The following is a 22,766-nucleotide window of genomic DNA, read 5'->3' on the forward strand; positions in this document are numbered from 1 at the left end:
ATTAAAAGAGATAAAATGGAAAGTCGAAATTTTTGAAATTATTAAGCTTACATTATTCTGAGCTTATGGGGTGAAATATGACGAGCAAAGCGCAAGTATTAATCGGCGATAAAGATGAAACCTCTACCCTTCGTCTTTCTGCTAAACTTGCTTCCGATGGATATGATGTCATCAAATCATCCCAGTTTTCTGAATTTGCGCTACAAGTTAAAAATAATCGCCCTGATGCAGTGCTTTTAGGGCAATTTGACGATATTAAGCAAGCTGAAGCAGCAAAGCAGATTAAAGAATTAACATCCCCTCGCCCTCTTCCAACCTTACTATTTAATGCCTCGACTTCGAAAGAGGATAGATTGGAAGCTATTAATGCCGAAGTTCAAGACATGCTTGAAGGTGTACCTGGTGACAATTTGTTAACTCGCCGAATTAGTTTACTGACCAGATTTTCTACTATGCAGCATGAATTAGAGCGCAGAGTTCATACAGCAAGTGATTTTGATGTTTTTATTGATCCATGGACCCATGATCGATTTGCAGATAAACAAAGTCAGGTACTAATAATTTCGTCTGAAGGTGATGATATCAAAGAGCTGGAAGAAGAGCTCAGATCATTAGATCTTGGAATCGATTTTGAACATGATTTTTATCGAGCGGCAGATCGATTAGATGCGGAACGATTCGATGCATGTATTATTTCAATTACAAATGAACAAGCAGCCGAGCAAGCACTATACCTAAGTAGTCATCTTCGAAATAACCCTCGTCAATTCAATATGCCCGTAATTATATTAACTAAACATGGTATGCTTTCAGAAATTGAGGCAGGATATCGGGCTGGCGCAACAAATGTCATTGAAGATTGTCAGGACCTAAATCTGGTTGCCACCCATTGTAAGATGCTGGTGAAAGGACAGCGTATGAAATGGAGCATGCGTGACCCTATGATCGCAACTCAAACAGATGCAACGACTGATAATCTAAAAGGTGTGTATTCCAAAGAATTCTTCAGTAACCATCTGACACGCCAGATTGATGACTACAGACAACGCAGCAGCGACCTATCTATGGCGATATTTGCCATCAGAAATGCGCCCGATGTTCTTCAACGTTTTGGTCAAGAAGCTTGCGATATGCTTTTACAACAAATGGCGGACTGGATTCAGGGATTGTTGCGCATCGAAGATATGACTGCTCGCGTTGGACCTTATGAATTTGCGGTCTTATTGCCGGACACATCAGAAAAGCTTGCCTCAATGGTTGCAAATAGAATTACAGGAATCTTGCATCATTCTGAGTTTCGCCTAACAGAAGAAATTATGGAAGCAATTAATGTCTGGGTCGATTTAGGTGTCTGTGGACTTGCATCAGGAGATGATGCAGAAACCTTCTTAAAAAGAACGCAAAACTCAATTTTCTAACATATGCCTCTTGGATTGCGGCAACGCCTTACCTATACTTATATTCAAATAATTATGGATCTAAGTTTATGAAAATTGAAATTGATATCTTCTCCGACCCTATCTGTCCATGGTGTTATATTGGCAAAAAACGATTAGAAAAAGCGCTAGCCAACCGTCCAGATTTGGATATCGAAATACGATGGCGTGCTTTTCAATTAAACCCATCGATGCCAGAGTTAGGTATGGATCGCAAAACTTATCTTGAAAATAAATTTGGTGGTCCCGGGGGAGCAGCTCAAGTCTACGGACATATAAAAACCACAGGTGAAACTGAAGGAATCGATTTCCAATTTGATGAAATCAAGCGGACTCCCAATACAGTTAAAGCACATCGTCTAATTAGATTTGCTCAGAGTCAAAATGCACAAACTGCTTTTGACTTAAAAGAAGAACTTTTCCAAGCCTATTTTATGAATGGCAAAGATATAGGTGACAAAGAAACACTCATCAAAATCGCGTCATCTGTTGGCATGAATGAAAGTGATGTAACAGAGTTCCTTAATACAGAATTATTTAAATCTGATATCGAAGAAGAAGATACAACTGCGCGGCGTTTAGGTATATCAGGTGTTCCCTTCTTTATCGTTAATGGCCAATATGCTTTATCTGGAGCGCAAGAACCTTCGGCTTTTGAACCCGTATTTGACCTAGCTTCACAAGCCGTTTCTGAAAATGAAGAATAAACTTTAGGCTGCTTTTTGAGCAGCCAAAGCTATACGCGCTAATTTATCTGCAAATTTCATCGCACCAGACATACGTTTTTCTGCATCTTCCCAAGGACGCATAACAACAAGCTTCTGATCCGGTCGTAATTTCACCGTACCCATTTGTTGTTGCATAAAACCAATCAGACCTGTTGGATTTGCAAACTCATTATTTCTAAATGAAACCACTGCGCCTTTTGGTCCTGCATCCATTTTTTCAATGCCAGCTTTTTTACACAGTAGCTTGATTGTCACAACTTCAATCAAGTTTTTGACTTCTTGAGGTAATGGACCAAATCGATCTGCCATCTCTACAGCAAAAGCGTTTAATTCCTTACGGTTAGATAAATCTGACAAACGACGATACAGACCCAAGCGGACGGATAAATCTTGAACATAATTTTCGGGTATAAGAACCGCTGAACCAAGATTGATCACAGGTGACCAAGTCTCCTCATATTCTTCTTTGAAATCTTCGCGAGCCGCAGCAACTGCTTCTTCAAGCATACGTTGATATAGTTCAACACCAACTTCTTTCACATGTCCTGATTGCTCATCGCCAAGCAGGTTTCCTGCCCCCCGAATGTCCATATCATGACTTGCAAGAGAAAAGCCTGCCCCCAAGCTATCCAAGGTTTGCATCACTTCTAAACGCTTTCGCGCCGTAGTACTAATTATCTTGTCCGTAGGTAAGGTCAGATAACAATAGGCCCGAATCTTGGATCGCCCAATCCGACCACGTAATTGATATAATTGCGCCAAACCAAACATATCAGATCGATGAAGAATCATTGTGTTTGCAGTTGCGATATCCAAACCACTTTCCACGATATTCGTAGCAAGCAGAATATCATATTTCCCATCGGTAAAATCACTCATTACATCTTCAAGATCTGATGGGTTCAATTGCCCATGGGCAACAGCTATCTTTAGGTCTGGTACAAGTTCAGTTAATTGTTTATGAACTTGATGTAAGTCTTTGATTCTAGGACAAACGTAATATACCTGCCCGCCGCGAAAATGTTCGCGATAAATCGCTTCTTTTAACACAACAGAATCATAAGGTGTGACAAAAGTCCGCACGGCCAAACGATCCACTGGAGGGGTAGCGATGATACTCATTTCTCGCACACCAGACAGGGCCATTTGCAAAGTACGCGGAATTGGTGTTGCTGTCAGAGTTAAGACATGCACATTGGCACGAAATTCCTTTAAACGCTCTTTCTGTGTTACACCAAAATGCTGTTCTTCATCAATGATTACGAGACCAAGATTTTTGAAACTTGTATTCTTACTCAATAGCGCATGTGTACCAATCACAATATCGACCGTGCCGTCTGCCAATCCCTTTTTGGTATCATTTGCATCTTTTGTTGTTACCAAACGTGATAATTGACGTACTTGAACAGGTAAGCCCGCGAAACGGCTTTCGAAGTTTTTAAAATGCTGACGTGCCAAAATGGTCGTCGGTACAACGACAGCTACTTGCTGCCCACTTAATGCAGAAATAAAAGCAGCACGTAAAGCAACCTCTGTCTTTCCAAAACCAACATCACCACAAACCAATCGATCCATCGGGCGACCTGATCCCATATCCTCTATCACTTCGCCAATTGCACGGGCTTGATCATCCGTCTCTGAATAGGGAAAGCGTGCACAAAATTCGTCATAAGCCCCGTCAGGAGGCACGATGCGCTCTCCTTTCCGTAACATGCGTTCTGCAGCCACTTTCAGAAGCTTGTCGGCAATAATTTTGATGCGTTCTTTGATTTTTGCTTTCCGTGCCTGCCAAGCCACACCGCCAAGCTTATCCAATTGTGCAGTAGCATCTTCCGATCCAAAGCGCGATAAGACTTCAATATTTTCTACGGGTACGAAGAGTTTATCGTCACCAGCATAGATCAATCTGACACAATCATGTGGAGCTCCCTCTACATTAACGGTCTCCAACCCATCATATCTACCAATACCATGCTCGACATGAACCACTAGATCATTCACCTCAAGAGCAGAAGCCTCGGTAATAAATTCTTCTCCACGGCGTTTCTTGCGTTTGGGAGGACGAGATAAGCGTTCACCCAAAATATCTTGTTCGGTATAAATGATAATATTGCTATGTTGAAAACCACGATCAAGTTCGGCAACAATCAATCCAACCTGTCCAGCTTTTAGGCCTTGTGCCTCCGCCCAATTGGAAATCGTTGGCAAACCAGCCAGACCATGATCTTCCAGCAAAGTTGATAAGCGATCTTTCGATCCTTCTGTATAAGCAGAAATAAGAACGGATTTGTTTTTGTGGTCTTGCAATCGTTGCGTTACCGCATCAAACACATTTTGATCCGGATTGTTTCGTGCGGAAGCAAAATCAGTTACACGCTTACCTTCAGCATCCAGCACAACTTTCCCACCCAAATCATCAGGCATGGAGAAACTGGTAAGTTCACAAACTGGACGCAAGTCGAGACGTTTAGCCCATTCTTCTTGCATCACAAACAAACTATCAACCGCAATTGGTTTATATACAGCGCCTTCACCGGCCTGTAAGGATTTATTCTTTGATTGGGATTCCAACATGTGTTGGCGTGCTTCAAAGTAATCTAAAACAGCTTCCCATCGCGCAGATAACGCTTCTTGAACATGATCATCTATCAAGATAGGTGACGCTGGTAAGTAATCTAAAATAGTTTCTAATTCTGTATGAAAAAACGGAAGCCAATGTTCCATACCAGCATAACGACGACCAGCACTGATTGCTTCGTATAACGGATCATTTTCGGTATTTGCACCAAAGCTTTCTCGGTAACGTTTTCTAAATAAAGCAACGCTTTCATCATGCAAGAGCACTTCACTTACAGGAATTAAATCAAGCTCTTGCATTTCACCAATGGTTCTTTGGCTAACCGCATCGAAACTTCGGATCGTTTCTAAATCTTCATCAAAGAAATCAAGCCGTACCGGGTTCTCATAACCTGCAGGGAATAGATCTATAATACCGCCACGAACCGCATATTCGCCCGGTTCCCTCACGGTGCCTGTTCGCTGATATCCATTTTGTTCAAGATAAGAAAAAAGCTGATTATGAGGTAATGGCTGATTTACCTTGGCAGATAATGACGCAGTTTCAAGCAACTTCTTTGGCAATACACGTTGCAAAGCTGCATTTGCAGTAACAAGCAGCAGATCAATGCTGTTTTCACCCTTATGTGCCAACTTACATAATGTGCTTAAACGTGACGCCACAACATCAGAATTTGGTGAAACACGATCATATGGCAAACAATCCCAAGCAGGTAGGCTGAGAACTTTAACGCTGGGGCGCATAAAAGAAACAAGCTGTTTTAGACGTGCAGCATGGCTATCATCACTTACAATATAGATGATTGGTTCTTCTGATTTACCGATTGCTTCTGCTAAAATTAAGGCATCCACACCATCCGGTGTGTTGCAAATTGTGGTTAAGCCCGGTGCGGTCAGTTTTGCTTTCAGCAATTCCATAACGCTATGATACCTTTAAATTCGTATAAGTTTAAATGCCGTGTTCAGCCGTATAAGCGATTAATTTATCTAGAAGATCGGACTTTACATGATCCGGGGCTTCGACATCGCCGCGTAAAATGGAATAGAAGGTTTGATCCGGTACAGTCATTAAACATTCAAACTCATATAAATCCTCCGCGCTTAATTCCCGAAGATGTTTACGAGCAAAACCACCAACGAGAATATCCAACTCTTTTATACCGCGGTGCTGAGATCGAAATTCCAGTTTCTTTAAACGTTTTTCATGCGCATCCATTTCGGGTTCAACAGCTTCAGTCATGTTTATGCTCCTCACAAAACCTGTGATTTTGTATACGTGTCCTGACAAGATAGGTAAATCCCGTTTTATGAAATTCACCCCATTTAGATTTGGAAATTCTGACGAGTCATCTATATAGTCATATAAGAACGATTCATAAACACGTGACAATCATGCGCCCTGAAAAATTATTCCCTTTATTTTCTCCATTGGAAACCTTAACCGGAATCGGTCCGCGTATTGCTGTATTATTGGGGAAACTCACTGGTCCACATGTTATTGATTTATTATGGCATTTACCGCGTGAAATAATTGATCGTTCTTATATGCCAACTATTGAAAAATGTATCTCAGGTAAAGTTGCCACGATAAAGGTACAAGTGATGGGACATGAACCATCTAGTGATCGTCGACGTCCCTACAAAGTCATTTGTAAAGATGATACCGGTTTTTTGACATTAGTCTTTTTCAAAGGAAACAAGAAATATTTAGAGGCTCAGCTACCTATTGGAGAAACGAGATTGATAAGCGGTAAAACTGAGCGTTATCAGAACCGTTTGCAAATGTCGCACCCGGATTTCATCGTTCCAGAAGATCAAGCAGATAGTTTACCGAAGATTGAACCAATCTATCCTCTTGCAGCAGGCCTAACAGCAAAAACAGTTTTTAAAGCTACGCATCAAGCGCTTGAAAAAACACCGGATTTCGAAGAATGGCAAGACGAAGCTTATTTAAAGAAACAAGGTTGGCCCAGTTGGAAAGAGGCTTTGTTACAAGTTCACAATCCAAGTAGTAGTGTAAGCTTATTGCCGGAGCATCCAATTCGACAACGCCTAGCATTTGATGAGTTACTTGCAAATCAACTTGCATTATCCATCATGCGTGCAAAAGCTAAACGCCAAAAAGGTTTTCCATTCAAAGGAGATGGAAACCTTCGCAAATCAATCATTAATGCCCTACCCTTTCAACTCACGAAATCACAAGAAACCACGCTGAACGAAATTTATGAAGATATGGCAACAAACTCACGTATGTTACGTTTGGTTCAAGGAGATGTTGGGTCTGGAAAAACCGTCGTCGCATTGTTGGCGATGGCAAATATTGTTGAATGCGGTAAACAAGCTGCCTTAATGGCACCGACAGATATCTTGGCGCGACAGCATTTTGAGTCACTCGAACCGTTGGCAACAGAAGCCGGAATAAAACTTGCTGTGCTCACAGGCAGGGACAAAGGAAAACCACGTAAGGCACTGCTTGAAAGACTTAAAGCTGGCGAGATTGATATCTTGATTGGTACACATGCCCTCTTCCAAGATGATGTGATTTACAAGGATTTAGCTCTTGCCGTCATTGATGAACAGCATCGATTTGGTGTGCATCAACGCTTAGGACTAGCGTCTAAAGGCGCTGCGGTTGATATGCTGGTGATGACGGCCACACCTATTCCAAGAACATTGATGATGTCTGCTTATGGAGATTTAGATGTATCTCGGCTCATAGATAAACCTCCAGGAAGACAACCAATTCAAACGATCGTTGTAAGTCAGGATCGTCTCAGTGAAGTCATAAATAGCTTGGGACGTAAAATTAAAGACGGTGCAAAAATATATTGGGTCTGCCCATTGGTAGAAGAATCAGAGCTTCTAGATCTTCCTGCTGCTGAAGATCGTTATCGCGATTTATCTGCGCATTTTGGGGAAGAACGTGTCGCAATTGTTCATGGACAGATGAAAGCAAAAGACAAAGATGCTGCCATGCTAAGTTTTGTTGAAGGTGATTGTAATATTCTGGTGGCAACAACTGTTATCGAAGTTGGAGTAAACGTACCGGAGGCAACCATAATGGTGATTGATCATGCGCAGCATTTTGGGTTAGCGCAATTGCACCAGCTACGTGGACGAATTGGTCGTGGCGACAAAGCTTCCACTTGTATTTTACTTCGATCAAATAAATTAACAGAAACAGCAAAACAGCGTCTTTCAGTAATGAGTGAAACAGAAGATGGGTTTATCATTGCTGAGAAAGATTTGGAATTACGTGGTGCAGGTGAAGTTCTTGGCACACGTCAATCTGGATTACCTGAAATGAAGCTTGCTGATATAGCAGAACACGCCGATCTGATGCAGGCCGCTTATGATGACGCCAGAATCGTCATTAGCCGAGACCCAGAACTAACCAGTGATCGCGGAAAGAAATTACGTAATCTTTTATATCTATTCGAAAGAGATCAAGCAGTCGGAAATCTACGTTCAGGATAAGAGGTTTTATCCTTTAAATGATTTCCGCACCATCTTCGCCATTTTATCCTTCTTATCAGATGGATTAACAATCCCGAGTGAGATCAATAGCTTTAAGGCATCTTCAACAGGCATATCCAAAGGTTTTAAATCTTCCTTTGGTACAAATAATAAAAAGCCAGATGTTGGGTTGGGAGTCGTTGGCACATAAATGCTTACTTGTTCATTTTCAAGCTTTTGTTTCACTTCGCCTTGTGTATTGCCAGTCACAAAAGCAATCGTCCATGCGCCACGACGAGGGTATTCAACCAACACAGCTTGACGAAACGCTTCTGACTGATTCTTTAATAACGTTTCAAGAACTTGCTTGGAAGCAGAATAAACACCACTAATAACGGGCATTCGGTTCAAGACCACTTCCCATGCATGCACAATATAGCGCCCAACCAAGCCTGCGGTTAGAGCACCAATAAGTGTGATCGCGACGAATAAGACAATCAATCCAAGTCCCGGCAAACCAATTTGCAAGCCTAGCGTTTCACGTAAATACGTGTCAGGATTTAGGTGATCCGGAATCAAATGCACAATCTGATTGTCAACAAGTTCAATAAACCAAATTGCCACAGCAAAAGTAATTGCAATCGGTGCAGTCACCAAAACCCCTGCTAAAAAATATGCACGGATACGGGCAAAAAAACCACCGCCGAATTTATGTTCTTTATCTGCGTTTTTTTCTTGTGACATTCACTTTTATCCCGAAAACGAAAAGTATAGTAATGTGACTATATATGGAACCATTCCTATTGAATAAAGAGCAAATCCTCTCTAAACACAAAATAGTTACTATTTTTTACATTCTTATGCATTCCCTTGCTCATATCAGAAGTTTTTAAGGGACTTTTACAAAACATTTGTTTAAAATAATTACATTCTCAGTTAGGGAGAAATTAAGTTGTCTGCTGACATAAAAACTTTACGTAATATACCATTATTCAAGAACTTCTCGGATTCGGATCTTGGTCAGTGGAATAAAAGATGTGGTTGGCAGGAATTTGCTGCAAATGAGCAAATTATTGATCGTCAGAGTGATACAAGAGATATTTACTTTATTACCAAAGGCTCTGCGAGAGTAGTAAATTATTCAATATCTGGTCGTGAGATATCATTTGACGATATTCATCAAGGTACATTTTTTGGTGAACTTTCAGCGCTAGATGGCGAGCCTCGTTCAGCTAATGTAGTTGCCTTGACCCAAACAGAAGTCGCGACTTTGTCTGAAACAGCGTTCAAAGATTTACTTATAAATCATCCAGAAACGGCTATTATCTTAATGCAACGCATGTCAAAAATCATCCGAACCTCAGTCGACCGCATTATGGACCTGAGTACTCTTGGTGCGAATAACCGTGTTTATGCGGAAATATTAAGATTGGCACGAAACGGTCGGATTTCTAATAATGAATCTCGGATTGATCCTGTACCTAATCATAGCGACATAGCAAGCCGTGTTAGCACCACTAGAGAAACAGTGGCACGTGTTTTTAGCGAACTCTCAAAAAAGCAACTCCTTGAAAAGTCAAAAAACACTCTCGTTGTAAGAGATCTATCCCGCCTTCAAGAAATGGTCGAAGAATTTAAAGGTGATTAGAATCAATCTTTTATTTATCGCATCCTTTAACAAAGCAATATTGAATCATTAAATTCCGATCATGAGACATCTAATGAAACAATATTATGAAAGAGCAAATTCTTACATCTTTTTGAAAAAAAAATTAAAAAAATTAAAAAAAGACATTGACCAAACAGGCAACCACCCCTATTTTCCGCCGCGTCGACAACGAAGATGTTTCGACATTGAAAATGGAATGGGCCGTTAGCTCAGCTGGTAGAGCACTCGACTTTTAATCGAATGGTCACAAGTTCGAATCTTGTACGGCCCACCACTTATCTCTCCTAATATCCTGTACTTAATCAATAAAACCTAATCTGTACATTTTGTGCTATACTATTGCATTGATTATGATAATCATGGTTTAATCTATCATATGGGAGCAACTGTTATTATACAGTTGAAAAATGACATTTAGATAAAATGCAAACTAATCAAACTTGTATTGAGATTAGCTTCATGTCATTAGCCGATATATTACATACAAAACAAAAAAATATATTTGCAGGGAAATACCAGTGAAATTTACAAAGAGAAAATCGATAGCGTTAGGGTTCTACGTCGCCGTATTTTTTATGGCCGCAGTAGCAGTTTCTATCGCAGCTCTATCCATTTATTCAAAAAACATCCTCCAAAGTAACTCCACACGCATTATAGATGTGGAAGTAAAAAAGGAAATTCTGAGTAAAGATATTGCAACCTTCCTTTTTTTAATGTCACGTGCTGAAAAGAGTTTAATCCTTTCACGTACAACGGCACTAAAGGATAAATACATAGCCCAGATTAATAATTTTGATGCTGAATTAGATTCGAAGCTTCAAGACTTAAAAGTCGTCTCTAGTGAAGTTGAGCTAGAGAAAATTGCACTTTTCGACCAACACCTTGCGGATTACCGCGAAATTAGAGCACGTGTAATTGCTGCAATTGAAAAAAAGAAACAAAAGAAAGCTATTCGGATTTCTGACGGGCGCGGCAGTAAAATTATTGATGCTGCAGAGCTCGTTTTACAAGATATTATTGCAGAAAGCCAAGTCGCCATGCTTTCAGCTAGAAGTGACATGGATAAAAGCGGTAAGCAACTGATAACATTGATTATTGTTGTTGCTGCGATAGGTATCTTGGTTAGTAGTATTGCCACCATCTTTTTGATACGTCGTTCCGTAATTGCGCCAATCAAAAGATTAACCCGAGCAATGGGCGAAATTTCAAACGGTAAGCTGGAAACAGAAATCCCTGGCCTCTCCTTAAGCAATGAACTTGGTGATATGGCCGGAACGGTATCTATCTTTAAGGATAGTATGGTTGATAATGCCAAGATGGCTGAAGATCAAAAACAGGCAGCATTACGTGGAGAAGAACGTACTAAAAACCTAGTAAATATCACGGAAGAGTTTAAATCACGTATCGCAGGTTCTTTAGATGAGTTACATAATGTATCTGAAGAAATGACAAATACAGCTGAACATACTTCCTCCATTGCCAATTCTGTAAATACTCAATCCCAAACAGCGAGTAATGCAGTGCGTGAAGCAAACCAAAGTACAACAGCGGTTGCATCTGCGACAGAAGAAATGTCCCATTCCATTCGTGAGATTGGTGCACAGGTGCAACGTAGCAGTGAAACGACAAGAAATGCTGTCGAAAAAACCGAAGAAGCAAAAGAAGTCATTGATGGCCTAAACGAATCTTCTCAGCGTATTGGTGAAATTGTAGGGCTCATCGAAGATATCGCGGAACAAACAAATCTATTGGCATTGAATGCAACAATCGAAGCTGCACGTGCTGGAGATGCAGGCAAAGGTTTTGCCGTGGTTGCAAATGAAGTAAAATCTCTTGCAAATCAAACATCTAGCGCAACAGATGAAATCTCACAGCTTGTTCAACGTGTTCAACAAGAAACACAACATGCTGTGTCAGCCGTAACATCTATCGAAAGCAGTATTGCTGAGGTGGATGAAGTTTCTTCTGGTGTTGCAGCATCTGTACAACAGCAAGAAGCCGCAACGCAGGAAATTTCTACAAATATCCAATTTGTTGCCTCTGAAACTGACAATGTTGCGACTGATATTTCACAAGTAAATGCATCTAGCCAAGAAACGGTCGATAACATGAACAAACTTCTCGACGCATCCTCTACGGTAGATCGTCAGCGAGAAGCACTTGAAACAGAAATTAGTGATTATCTTAAACGTGTAGAGGCCGTTTGATAACGGCCCCTATAACTCTAAACTTTATTTTCTTAATAATTCTATAAGCCCTGCTTGTCTTTGAGACTTTTCTCAACAGCAGGGCTTACAAATTTTGAGACATCCCCACCTAAAGCACTTACCTCTTTTACAAGACGGCTGGCAATAAATTGATGACTTTCAGACGCCATTAAGAAAACCGTTTCGATAGAAGAATTAATTTTTGCGTTCATACCAGTCATTTGAAATTCATAATCAAAATCGGACACAGCACGTAAGCCACGAACAATCATAGTCGCACCAACTTCTTCTGCGTGATGCATAAGTAATTTCTCAAAGGGTTGTACTAATATCTTGCTTGGAACATCTAGTTTTGCAACTTCTTGCTCAACTAACGCAACTCGTTCTTCTAATGAAAAAAGGGGACCTTTTCCGGCATTTACAGCGACAGATACAATTAACACATCCGTAAGATGTCTCGCTGCACGTTCAATGATATCCAAATGTCCCTTTGTAATCGGGTCAAATGTTCCCGGATAAATCCCCACTTTTCCATGAGCTTAGCTTTCCTCACCGTCAACTGGTGTTTCTTCGATCATCTCTGCGGCGTTACCTTCTTCTACAGCAGGTGTCTCTGATGTAGTTGTATCACCACCCTCAACACCTTCTTCAGTCATGTTTTCCTCATCATCTCCTTCATCACGAAGACGAGCAACAGATACAACACGGTGATCTGCAGAGACGTTAAACAAACGAACACCTTTAGAATTACGGCTCACTCGACGAACACTATCCAGTGGCATACGGATAATTTGTCCGCCATTAGTCACAAGCATAATTTCATCAAGCCCTGGTTCAACACGGAAGGATGCAACAACTGTTGTATCATCACGTAAATCCATATTTCCAAGGCCTTTACCGCCACGCCCCGTCACACGATAGTCATAGGCAGAACACATCTGCCCCATACCGTTGGATGCAACAGTCAGAAGCAGTTCTTCGCGTTCTTCCATATCCACATAATGCGGATCATCGAAGATTGCTGCTTTTTCCTCATCACGTGCTTTATCTTCGGCATTTGAATAGTCGTTTCCAGAATTCAAACGGCGTTTCGCGTTAGATCCAGATAAATAATCGCGACGTTGATCAGAGGTATCATCACTGTGGCGAATAATTGACATGGAAATCACTTCATCACCATCTGCCAGACGAATGCCACGAACACCTGTGGAGTTACGTCCTGCAAATACACGGATATCTGTCACAGCAAAACGCATTGCCATACTTTTCGCAGTCGCAAGCAACACATCATCATTTTCAGTACAAACCGAAACGTTAACCAGTTTATCACCTTCATCCAATTTCATAGCGATTTTACCATTAGCTTTGATATTGGTGAAATCACTCAGCAAGTTACGACGTGCATTACCGCTTGCTGTTGCAAACATTACATGAAGATCAGCCCAAGTGGTCTCATCTTCTGGTAATGGCATAACCGTAGTAATGACTTCATCTTCATCCAAAGGCAATAAGTTTACCATAGCTTTACCACGCGCTTGCGGATTACCTAATGGCAAACGATATACCTTCATCTGATATACCATTCCTTTATTGGAGAAGAAGAGAACCGGAATATGGGTGTTTGTCACAAACACATTTACAACGAAATCATCATCCTTCGTTGACATACCGGAACGACCTTTACCACCACGGCGTTGTGCGCGATATGTTGAGAGTGGGACACGCTTGATATAACCGCCATGTGTAACAGTAACCACCATATCTTCACGCTGAATCAAGTCTTCGATGTCATGTTCGAATTCATTTTCTTCGATAGACGTACGGCGTGGGGTCGCAAACTGATCGCGAACTTCAACCAATTCACCGCGGATAACCTCAAAACGACGCACGCGATTTTGCAGAATTTCCAAGAATTCCTTAATCTTTACCGCTAGCTCTTCGGTTTCAGCTTCCAGTTTTTCACGTTCCATACCTGTCAAACGTTGCAAGCGAAGTTCCAGAATGGCGCGTGCTTGTGCTTCAGAAAGACGGTATTTACCATCAACAACTTCATGGCCTGGATCGTCAATCAAACGAATGAAGCCTTCCACAGATCCTGCATTCCAATCACGTTCCATTAATTGCTCACGTGCTGTTGCAGGGTCAGGCGCCTTACGTATCAATTCGATCACAGGATCAATATTCGTAATGGAAACAAGCAAGCCAGCCAAAATATGCGCACGCTCACGCGCCTTACGTAATTCATATGTTGTTCGACGAATTACAACTTCTTCGCGGAAATCAATGAATGCATCCAAGATTTCAGACAAGTTCATTTGTTGTGGACGACCACCATTCAATGCAAGTGTGTTCACCCCAAAACTTGTTTGAAGTGGTGTGTATCGGAACAACTGGTTCAGTACGACTTCACCAACCGCATCACGTTTTAATTCAATTACTACGCGCACACCATCACGGTCAGACTCATCGCGAAGATCAGCTATGCCTTCAACAGTTTTATCTCGAACAACATCCGCAATTTTCTCAATCATGCGGGCCTCGTTCACCTGATACGGGATTTCACTCACGATAATCGCATTACGTCCTGCGCGTACTTCTTCAAATTCGGTACGGGCACGCATCACAACAGAACCACGACCAGTCGTTAGCGCAGAACGACTACCAGAACGACCAAGAATAATCCCACCTGTTGGGAAATCTGGTCCCGGAACAATCTCAATCAATTCTTCCATAGTAATGGTTGGTGTATCAATCTTCGCGATGCAGGCATCAACCACTTCGCCCAAATTGTGTGGTGGGATATTTGTGGCCATACCCACCGCAATACCGCCTGCACCATTCACCAAAAGATTTGGGAAACGCGCAGGTAAAACGTTAGGTTCATTCGTGGATTCATCATAGTTTGGTACAAAGTCGACAGTTTCTTTATCAATGTCATCTAACAATGCTTCGGCGGATTTTTGAAGGCGCGCCTCTGTATAACGCATTGCAGCGGCCGGATCACCGTCCATAGAGCCGAAGTTACCCTGCCCGTCAATCAAAGGTAAACGTAGAGAGAAATCCTGCGCCATACGCACCATGGCATCGTAAATAGCACTATCACCATGAGGATGATATTTACCCATCACATCCCCGACGATACGCGCCGATTTACGGAAAGGCTTGGAAGAATCGTATCCATTTTCTTTCATCGCATAAAGAATACGACGATGCACCGGCTTCATTCCATCACGTACATCCGGCAATGCACGACTTACGATTACACTCATCGCATAATCGAGATAGGATTTTTTCATCTCAGATTCGATGGTAACCGTAGAAATATCAACTACTTCTGCTGTATTTGATGTGTCGCTCAAGGTCTTCTCTCTTCCAAACTATCAAACTTATATAAAAGTCATTAAAAAATAACAGAAACTGAATCAGCCAGATTCTAGCCTAAAATCAAACAACTAATTTCTGGCAAATGTAAAAGAACTCACCCAACCCCTATATATTGTATTTCTTAGCATATCTATAGCCGTAACAGCAACAAAATATGCGAAATTGAGACCACTGATCATTGATATTTTTGCAAAAGCATTTGACAAAGTTGTCTATGAGATAAATCCTGCTAGAAAATATGCGTTTAATAGCTAAAAAAGAACAAGATAGATGGCAACTCAACCACAGAAAAAAAGAACCAGAGAACCACAAGAGGTTCGTCGTGCAGCCCTTATTAACGCTACCTTGGAAGTTGTAGCTGAACATGGATTATCCAACGTAACGTCACAGAAAGTTGCAGCGGCAGCTAATATGACTGCGGCAATGGTCAACTTTCATTTCTCTGGCAAAACTGCCCTGCTCCATGCCACTTTGAAATTTGTTGCCGATGAATTTATAGAAACACATAAAAAGGCGTTGGAAGAAGCCGGCAACTCTCCGCAAGAGCAACTTACATCCTTAGTAAATACGAGCTTATCAGAGCTATTATTTGATCATCGCAAGACTGCTTTATGGTATGCTTTTTATAGCGAATCTCGTTCTCGCGAAGATTACACTCGTATCTGTGAAGAGCATGATGAGGCTTATTATGCCGCTTATTACGCCCCAATCGAGGCCTTATGTGCAGCAGAGGATCGCCCTATGAATCCACGCGCCATTACCCTAGGCATTATTGGAATTATGGAACATGCAAGCCAAACTTTACTGGTAAACCCCGATTATGATCGTGAAACCAGTATTGAAGAAAGCATGAATTTCCTTAAAAGTGTATTTTCAAAATGGTAATAAAATAAACTATTTACAACATATTTTCTTAAAAATCACTTTAAGTTCATTTTTACGTTTTTGAGGGATATCATTCCAATGGATATCCATCAACGCACCTTCTAATGCGTAAAGAAAAACGGATGAAAATTTCAATTCATCCTGAAATCGAAAGAAAACCCGATGGAAAGCTTCCTCAACCCCAAAATCTCTTAAATCATTTTCCGTATAGATGTTTACTTCACGCAAAAATCTACCAGTTTTCGAGCCTATATTCTTAAGTTCCTCTACATTTCTCATTGAATAAAAATAAGAAAGGCAGCTGATAATTCAACTGCCTTTTAAAGTTTACAGGAAAGTAAAGGGCTTAAGCGTTTAAAACGCCCTCTTTAATCAAATCATCTTGTGCACGCTCAATACCTTGACGAAGCATGCCAACCAAATCATCAATTTGATCTTTAGTGATAGTTAGTGGTGGTGACATCACGCAGGAAGAATAGATTGGTCTTACTATCAGACCTAATTCCTGACAATATTGGTCAACAAGACTAGCGACTTTATACAAAGTGCCCATGTCGTCCTCGCCTTCAACGCGACATTCAACACTTGCCATTAACCCCATTCCGCGCACTTCCGTTACGAGAGGCATTTCCAATAATTCACGCAATCGAGATTGGAAATATGGTGCGACTTCACGTACATGTGCCAACAATCCTTCGTTGTCGATAATCTCCATATTCTTCAAACCGGCAGCACAGGCAACTGGATGACCGGAATATGTATAACCATTTGAATACATAGCATTATTATCGCCTTCTTTAAACGCCTTAATAATGCGATCATGTACAACAACTGCACCGCATGGCACATACCCAGAAGTTAAGCCTTTCGCAGTTGTAATAAAATCTGGCACGATATCAAACACATCTTCGGAGGCAAAATAATGCCCTAAACGGCCAAATGCGGTAACAACTTCATCAGAAATATAAAGCACATCATATTTCTTACAAATTTCCCATGTGCGTTTATGATACCCTTCCGGTGGAACGATCACGCCCCCAGAAGCCATAATGGGTTCTGCGACAAAACAAGCTACATTATCAGCGCCTAATTCAAGAATTTTATTTTCCAAATCTGCGATTTTCTCATCAAGAAAGTCAGCCATACTCATAGCTTCCGGCTTAAGAGCAGGATTAGGACATGGGATATGATGCACTAAGCCTTCCGCAACCGTCATGCATTCTTCTTCGCGCGGCTTACCTGTTATTGCTGCACCTAAGAAAGTAGATCCATGATATCCGTAAGCCCGAGAGATAATCTGCGTTTTCGATTTCTTAGCCTGAAATTGAAAATATAAATGTGCCATACGCACCGCGGAATCAACTGCCGTAGACCCACCCGTTGTAAAGAATACATGGTTCATGTCAGTTGGGGCACGTTTTGCAATCTCATCCGCAAAAATAGAAGCTGGGCCATTAGTGATAGACCAAGGTGACGCATAGGATAGCTGCATAACTTGCTCTGCGATCGCATCGGCCATTTCCTGGCGGCGGTGACCAATATTCACACACCACATACCACCTGGGCCGTCCATCAATTTATTATTGTCAGAATCATAGATGTAGATGCCGTCGCCTTCTGCAATAACTGTACGCTTATTATCACCAACAGTATCCATCATATCCCAAGGATGAATGAAAGCATTATCCTTTTCTTGAATTTCTTCTGTATCGTATAAACGGTTTTGCAAATTTTCAGTCATATAACACCTATTAAATTATCATTTAAAAAGGATAATACATATTTTTTCGTGATCACAAATGCTTTTAAACGACAAGAGCTTGTCTAATTTCGGGAAATTTGACCCTTTTTGATAAGCCTCTGTCGCAAAATGTAAATTTTATACTTATTAGAAATCTGCAGGTGGTGTTGCTGTTCGTCGCTTATTTCTAAAGAAAGGACGATCTGTCACTTTTAGTTTAGCCATAGTTACATCGTATTTCAGTTCTTTTTCAGTATAAATTTCCGTCCAAAGTTCTTCTTGAACACTATCTCCATATGGAAGCTTTAAAAGTGCCATCCCTATATTCATCTTTAGAGTGGGCGACCACATGGCAGAGGTAAAATGTCCAATCTCCTGCTTTTTCTTGTAATAGATAAGCGAATGATCAGCAGGTTTATTCCCATCAATCTCAAATCCAACGAAGCAATACCGATCTGTTTTATCTTTCTGAGATTTTAAAAGGGCACGCCGACCATTGAATTGCCCTTTGTTAAAATCAACTTGCCATCCAAGTCCTATTTCAAACGGCGTACGTCCGCGAGTAGAACGTATAACATGATCAGCACTTAAAAAATCTACATGTGGAGCTAGAAAACCGGCCTCTATACGAGCAAGATTTAACGCTCCGCTACCAATTGCGCGGATATGACGTTCATCTTTCAACGCAAATAAAGCATCCCACAGATCAAGAGCTTTTTTATTCTCAATCCACAACTCATATCCTAAATCTCCTGTAAATCCGGTGCGGGATACAAGGAGCTGGTTTCCGTTCCAATCAAAATATTTTAGATCGAAAGTTTTGAGATTTTCAACACCTTCCAATCCTAACTGTTTCAAGAACCAGCATGTGGTGGGTCCCTGAAATTGAATAGCAGCAATTTCATCGGTTTCCTCTGTTATCTGAACATCAAAACCAAGTTTGGCGGAAATCAACCAATCCCATTGGCGTTCCTGACAACAAAGACGAAAATCATCATCACCAAAACGGAAGATTGTCCCGTCATCTAGTAAATGCCCCTCGTCATTGCACCACACAACATAAGATACACGCCCGGACTTTACCTTACGCACATCACGTGTGATCAATCGATTCATAAATTTCTCAGCATCAGGTCCTTGAATGCGATATTTACACATAGGTGAAATATCAAAGACCGTCGCATTGGAGCGAATTGCAAAATATTCCAACTCAAGAGATTCTAATTCAGAGGGGGATAAATACCCGCCCCAATGTTCCCAATGGGCTGTTGTGCTTAATTCCTTCAAACGTGGGAAGAAAGGCGTTTCTTTAATACCCAGTTTTGACCTTTCAATAGCAATAGACATGATCAACCTCCCTTATTTCTTTTGACTTAATATACGTTTGGCCGCATTCATGCCTGGAACACCAGTCACATTGCCGCCCGGATGGGCACCGGCGCCACATAGATATAGACCCTCAATTGGTGTATTATATTGTGCGGCCCCATGGATTGGACGGTTCATCAACATTTGATCAACTTGCATTTCCACATGATGCCAATGACCGCCGCTATTATTAAAGCGTTTCGCAATATCAGCCGGGCTCAAAGTTTCACTTACATCAATGCATTCCCGAATATCTGGTGCATATTGCTCTAAAACTTTGATAACATTTTCAAATAACTGGTTACGCGTATCTTCAGACCAACCGGCTTTTAACTTATAAGGCGCGTATTGTGCGACAATAGACATCACATGTTTTCCGTCATTTACAAGACTGCTATCAGAAACTGATGGAATTGTAATTTCAAGAGCAGGCTTTGCCGCCATTTCACCGTATTTACAATGGTTAAAGGCATGTTCAGCATAAAGAATATCTGGACATACTAACAAGCGCGCTTTCAAATCTTCTTCGGAAAGCCCTTTGAAACTTGGCAATCTATCTAAAACCAAGTTCACTTTAGCAGTATCGCCTTTATCTCTGATATTATTTATCCGACGTGTAAAATTAATATCTAGATGCTCTGCGCCAACCATATCCAACATTGTTCGGCGAGGATCAGCATTTGAAGAGATATTTTCCGCCGTGATAATTTCACCACCGTCTAACTCAACACCTTTTACGCAATCATCTTCGACGACAATCTTGGAAACTTTGGCATTTGTTTGAACATTTACGCCAAGATCAGTACAAATCTTTAGAAGCTTATCAGTAATATTTCCCATGCCGCCTTTCACAATATGAGCAGCACCACGTGTTCCTTTCATATCACCAGTTTCACGATACATTGCCGTTAAAACCGACCCCGGCGAACGTGGTGCCAAATGCGTTCCCCAACACGCATCCATAGCAGCTGCACCAATCAATTGCTTGTTATCGATATTATCCTCTAGAAGATCCCCGATATTAAGCAAAGCAATACGCAAAAATTCTTGCATATCTTGTTTACCTAATAAACGCAGCTTTACGCCAAGTTTAATAAGGTTCCAGGTATCCTCGCGATCTCGATTTTTTAACTTAGGTGCCTTCGCTTCCATCATAGGACTAAGGAATTTTGCAAATCGTTGTAAATTCCGATGAACTGATTTGTATCCTTTAATATCTTCTGCAGATACTATCGCGCCGTTCATTCCACTGACCTGATCTCCTTTGAACTTTAGGTGCTGTCCATCAGTATTCAGAGCAATCATTGGGATATTAGCTTTGGCTATTTCTATATTTAATCCCAGATCTTTTATCACCTTCGGATGCACAGCACGCGCAATATGTGCAACAGTCGGTACTTTAACACCACCAAGTTCACTGGTGATTGCCATACCGCCTACTTTTTCGTTCGCTTCAAGAACAATGACTTTTTGTCCTGCTTTTGCAAGATAAGCGGCACATACCAAACCGTTATGGCCGCCGCCGATGACAATTGAATCATATTTTTTTGTCATGCCCTTATCCTCTCACAGTTTGTTTTGCGCCCATATCACGCAGGATTTCACGTGCGGCATTTGCCCCTGGCGCAGCCATCACTCCACCACCTGGATGGGTTGATGATCCACACATCCAAAGACCTTTAATTGGAGAGCGATATTGCGCATATCCTGGTACAGGACGGTTAAATAACAACTGATCAAAAGTTAATTCGCCTTGGAAAATATTCCCTTCGGTAATACCTGCCTCTTGTTCAATATCCCATGGTGTTCGGCATTCATAATGAAGGATAAGATCTTTGAAATTAGGACTGCGTTCTGCAATTTGATCAATAACGGATTGTGCCAGTCCATCACGAGCAGGCCCATCCCAACTTTCACCATTTGCCAGTTCATAAGGGGCATATTGGATAAACACGGTCATATAGTGTTTACCGGGTGGCGTCATCGTCGGGTCTGTACGGGTTGGTATCAACATGTCCACATACGGATCTTTTGACCATGTACCATTTTTCCAATCATCATACGCACGCTCCATGCGTTCCAAAGAATCAGTAAAATGCATATCACCATTCAACATTGGATGGTTATCTTCAACACCTGTAAAGGTTGGCATACCATCAAGGGCAATATTCAATTTCCCAGAAGAGCCACGAATCTTAAAACGTTCCACCTTCCTAACGAAATCCTCGGGAAGTTGTTTACGTTCAACATGTTGCAAGAATGTACGCTTCACATCGGCATTTGAGACAATAGTGTCTGAGTAATATTCGTTACCATTTTCTAAAGCAACACCAACAGCTCGGCCGTTTTTCACAAGGATTTGGTCAACCCCACTCCCCATGACGATTTTACCACCATGATCCTTGAAACAAACTGCCAATGCCTTAGAAATAGCGCCCATGCCACCACGGGCGAAGCCCCATGCACCGATATTACCATCAACTTCCCCCATGTAATGATGAAGTAATACATAGGCTGTGCCCGGTGACATTGGACCTAAAGCTGTACCGATAATTCCGGCTCCGGCAATAGTTGCTTTAACCACATCGCTTTCAAAATATTCTTCAAGAAATTCAGCAACAGACATCGTCCAGAAACGGATGGTTTCATGCATATCGGCCTCGGAAAATTCATCAAACCTTTTCGCCAGAAACATCAATTCATGTAAATCACGTGGATTAAATGATGTGGGATCCGGTGCCATGCGCATCAATAACGGTTTTACGAAACGACATTGCTTTGACAGGAATGTCGAAAATCTCTCATAGGCTTCCGAATCTCGCTTGGAATGGCGCGCCACTTCCTGACGGTAAGCATCATGATCAGTATAATGCGCTAAGTGATCTCCATTTGCCATAAAGGTGCCACCACCAGAATATGGAACTACTTGTAGGCCATAGGATGGCAAATTTAGATCACGTACAATTTCAGGGCGCAGTAAACTACATACATAGGAGCAATTCGAATATGTCCAATTCGGATGTAATTCCAAACTACAGGCAGCCCCACCGACATAATCATTTTTCTCAACCACTAATACATTTAGTCCTGCTTTCGCCATAAAACTGGCCGTGGTGAGGCCATTATGCCCTGCTCCTACGACGATTGCGTCATATTTTTTCATATTAACTCCCCTAGAAAATGTGGTTTTACCCACCCTCCAAGCTTTTCATAACTCACTAATGCTACACCTAAAAATTCGATTATGTCCACCATTAACTGAGCGCTCATTTAATTATTATTGTTAATTAATTGTTTTTATTATTAATTATTTTT

16 protein-coding genes and 1 tRNA gene are annotated in these 22,766 nt (G+C 41.3%); 7 read left to right on the forward strand and 10 right to left on the reverse strand.

Annotation, left to right across the window (positions count from 1 at the left end; translation table 11 throughout):
- Nucleotides 1–77: 77 nt before the first annotated feature.
- Together E1160_RS13730 and E1160_RS13735 are read left to right on the forward strand one after the other, a co-directional pair.
- Nucleotides 78–1,418 (forward strand): diguanylate cyclase, encoded by a 1,341-nt coding sequence (locus E1160_RS13730; protein WP_155156137.1) that lies wholly within the window; start codon nt 78–80, stop codon nt 1,416–1,418.
- Between the two features lie 68 nt (nt 1,419–1,486).
- Complete coding sequence (locus tag E1160_RS13735) at nt 1,487–2,143, forward strand: DsbA family oxidoreductase (RefSeq protein WP_155156139.1); 657 nt, start codon at nt 1,487–1,489, stop codon at nt 2,141–2,143.
- Nucleotides 2,144–2,146: 3 nt separating this feature from the next.
- Here E1160_RS13735 and mfd read toward each other — a convergent pair whose 3' ends face one another.
- Nucleotides 2,147–5,659 carry a transcription-repair coupling factor gene (gene mfd, locus E1160_RS13740; protein WP_155156141.1) on the reverse strand — a complete coding sequence of 1,171 codons (3,513 nt, stop codon included), beginning with the start codon at nt 5,657–5,659 and terminating at the stop codon, nt 2,147–2,149.
- 31 nt (nt 5,660–5,690) lie between these two features.
- On the reverse strand, nt 5,691–5,981 hold the full coding sequence (locus tag E1160_RS13745) for an FAD assembly factor SdhE (protein WP_155156143.1): 291 nt from the start codon (nt 5,979–5,981) through the stop codon (nt 5,691–5,693).
- 152 nt (nt 5,982–6,133) lie between these two features.
- Here E1160_RS13745 and recG point away from each other — a divergent pair, with 152 nt between their 5' ends.
- Entirely contained in the window at nt 6,134–8,218 is a 2,085-nt protein-coding gene (gene recG, locus E1160_RS13750; RefSeq protein WP_155156145.1) for an ATP-dependent DNA helicase RecG, read from the forward strand.
- Nucleotides 8,219–8,224: 6 nt separating this feature from the next.
- On the opposite strand, the gene E1160_RS13755 is transcribed toward recG, so the two are convergent.
- The gene (locus tag E1160_RS13755; RefSeq protein WP_155156147.1) at nt 8,225–8,941 is read right to left on the reverse strand and encodes a DUF502 domain-containing protein; all 717 of its coding nucleotides are present in this window, start codon (nt 8,939–8,941) and stop codon (nt 8,225–8,227) included.
- Nucleotides 8,942–9,149: 208 nt separating this feature from the next.
- Between E1160_RS13755 and E1160_RS13760 the strand changes: the two genes are divergently transcribed.
- The 3 genes from E1160_RS13760 (at nt 9,150) to E1160_RS17465 (ending at nt 12,073) form a co-directional block, all read left to right on the forward strand.
- Nucleotides 9,150–9,845 (forward strand): Crp/Fnr family transcriptional regulator, encoded by a 696-nt coding sequence (locus E1160_RS13760; protein WP_155156149.1) that lies wholly within the window; start codon nt 9,150–9,152, stop codon nt 9,843–9,845.
- A gap of 219 nt (nt 9,846–10,064) precedes the next feature.
- A tRNA-Lys gene (locus tag E1160_RS13765) sits at nt 10,065–10,140 on the forward strand.
- Nucleotides 10,141–10,384: 244 nt separating this feature from the next.
- The gene (locus E1160_RS17465; RefSeq protein ID WP_155156151.1) at nt 10,385–12,073 is read left to right on the forward strand and encodes a methyl-accepting chemotaxis protein; all 1,689 of its coding nucleotides are present in this window, start codon (nt 10,385–10,387) and stop codon (nt 12,071–12,073) included.
- Between the two features lie 41 nt (nt 12,074–12,114).
- Here E1160_RS17465 and coaD read toward each other — a convergent pair whose 3' ends face one another.
- Both coaD and gyrA read right to left on the reverse strand, forming a co-directional pair.
- Entirely contained in the window at nt 12,115–12,600 is a 486-nt protein-coding gene (coaD, locus tag E1160_RS13775; RefSeq protein WP_328597160.1) for a pantetheine-phosphate adenylyltransferase, read from the reverse strand.
- Nucleotides 12,601–12,612: 12 nt separating this feature from the next.
- Nucleotides 12,613–15,432, reverse strand: coding sequence for a DNA gyrase subunit A (gyrA, locus tag E1160_RS13780; protein ID WP_268890627.1), 2,820 nt, complete (start codon nt 15,430–15,432; stop codon nt 12,613–12,615).
- Between the two features lie 295 nt (nt 15,433–15,727).
- Here gyrA and E1160_RS13785 point away from each other — a divergent pair, with 295 nt between their 5' ends.
- Nucleotides 15,728–16,342, forward strand: a complete 615-nt coding sequence (locus E1160_RS13785; RefSeq protein WP_155156153.1) for a TetR family transcriptional regulator — start codon at nt 15,728–15,730, stop codon at nt 16,340–16,342.
- Nucleotides 16,343–16,351: 9 nt separating this feature from the next.
- Here E1160_RS13785 and E1160_RS13790 read toward each other — a convergent pair whose 3' ends face one another.
- The 5 genes from E1160_RS13790 to E1160_RS13810 all read right to left on the reverse strand — a co-directional run bounded on the left by E1160_RS13790 (nt 16,352) and on the right by E1160_RS13810 (nt 22,614).
- Nucleotides 16,352–16,621, reverse strand: a complete 270-nt coding sequence (locus E1160_RS13790; RefSeq protein WP_155156155.1) for a TfoX/Sxy family protein — start codon at nt 16,619–16,621, stop codon at nt 16,352–16,354.
- A 67-nt stretch (nt 16,622–16,688) separates the two neighbouring features.
- Nucleotides 16,689–18,083, reverse strand: coding sequence for an aminotransferase (locus tag E1160_RS13795; protein ID WP_155156157.1), 1,395 nt, complete (start codon nt 18,081–18,083; stop codon nt 16,689–16,691).
- 147 nt (nt 18,084–18,230) lie between these two features.
- Entirely contained in the window at nt 18,231–19,430 is a 1,200-nt protein-coding gene (locus E1160_RS13800; protein ID WP_155156159.1) for an aminomethyltransferase family protein, read from the reverse strand.
- A gap of 12 nt (nt 19,431–19,442) precedes the next feature.
- Nucleotides 19,443–21,005 carry a phytoene desaturase family protein gene (locus E1160_RS13805; protein WP_155156161.1) on the reverse strand — a complete coding sequence of 521 codons (1,563 nt, stop codon included), beginning with the start codon at nt 21,003–21,005 and terminating at the stop codon, nt 19,443–19,445.
- A 4-nt stretch (nt 21,006–21,009) separates the two neighbouring features.
- Nucleotides 21,010–22,614, reverse strand: a complete 1,605-nt coding sequence (locus tag E1160_RS13810; protein ID WP_155156163.1) for a phytoene desaturase family protein — start codon at nt 22,612–22,614, stop codon at nt 21,010–21,012.
- Between the last annotated feature and the right edge of the window lie 152 nt (nt 22,615–22,766).

The sequence above is a fragment of the Curvivirga aplysinae genome, assembly GCF_009711445.1.
Classification (GTDB): domain Bacteria; phylum Pseudomonadota; class Alphaproteobacteria; order UBA8366; family Aestuariispiraceae; genus Curvivirga; species Curvivirga aplysinae.

Excerpts from the sequence above, each read along its gene's own strand:
- E1160_RS13730 (WP_155156137.1), top strand. The coding sequence starts at position 78 with ATGACGAGCAAAGCGCAAGTATTAATCGGCGATAAAGATGAAACCTCT.
- E1160_RS13735 (WP_155156139.1), top strand. The coding sequence starts at position 1,487 with ATGAAAATTGAAATTGATATCTTCTCCGACCCTATCTGTCCATGGTGT.
- mfd (WP_155156141.1), bottom strand. The coding sequence starts at position 5,659 with ATGGAATTGCTGAAAGCAAAACTGACCGCACCGGGCTTAACCACAATT.
- E1160_RS13745 (WP_155156143.1), bottom strand. The coding sequence starts at position 5,981 with ATGACTGAAGCTGTTGAACCCGAAATGGATGCGCATGAAAAACGTTTA.
- recG (WP_155156145.1), top strand. The coding sequence starts at position 6,134 with ATGCGCCCTGAAAAATTATTCCCTTTATTTTCTCCATTGGAAACCTTA.
- E1160_RS13755 (WP_155156147.1), bottom strand. The coding sequence starts at position 8,941 with ATGTCACAAGAAAAAAACGCAGATAAAGAACATAAATTCGGCGGTGGT.
- E1160_RS13785 (WP_155156153.1), top strand. The coding sequence starts at position 15,728 with ATGGCAACTCAACCACAGAAAAAAAGAACCAGAGAACCACAAGAGGTT.
- E1160_RS13790 (WP_155156155.1), bottom strand. The coding sequence starts at position 16,621 with ATGAGAAATGTAGAGGAACTTAAGAATATAGGCTCGAAAACTGGTAGA.
- E1160_RS13795 (WP_155156157.1), bottom strand. The coding sequence starts at position 18,083 with ATGACTGAAAATTTGCAAAACCGTTTATACGATACAGAAGAAATTCAA.
- E1160_RS13800 (WP_155156159.1), bottom strand. The coding sequence starts at position 19,430 with ATGTCTATTGCTATTGAAAGGTCAAAACTGGGTATTAAAGAAACGCCT.
- E1160_RS13805 (WP_155156161.1), bottom strand. The coding sequence starts at position 21,005 with ATGACAAAAAAATATGATTCAATTGTCATCGGCGGCGGCCATAACGGT.
- E1160_RS13810 (WP_155156163.1), bottom strand. The coding sequence starts at position 22,614 with ATGAAAAAATATGACGCAATCGTCGTAGGAGCAGGGCATAATGGCCTC.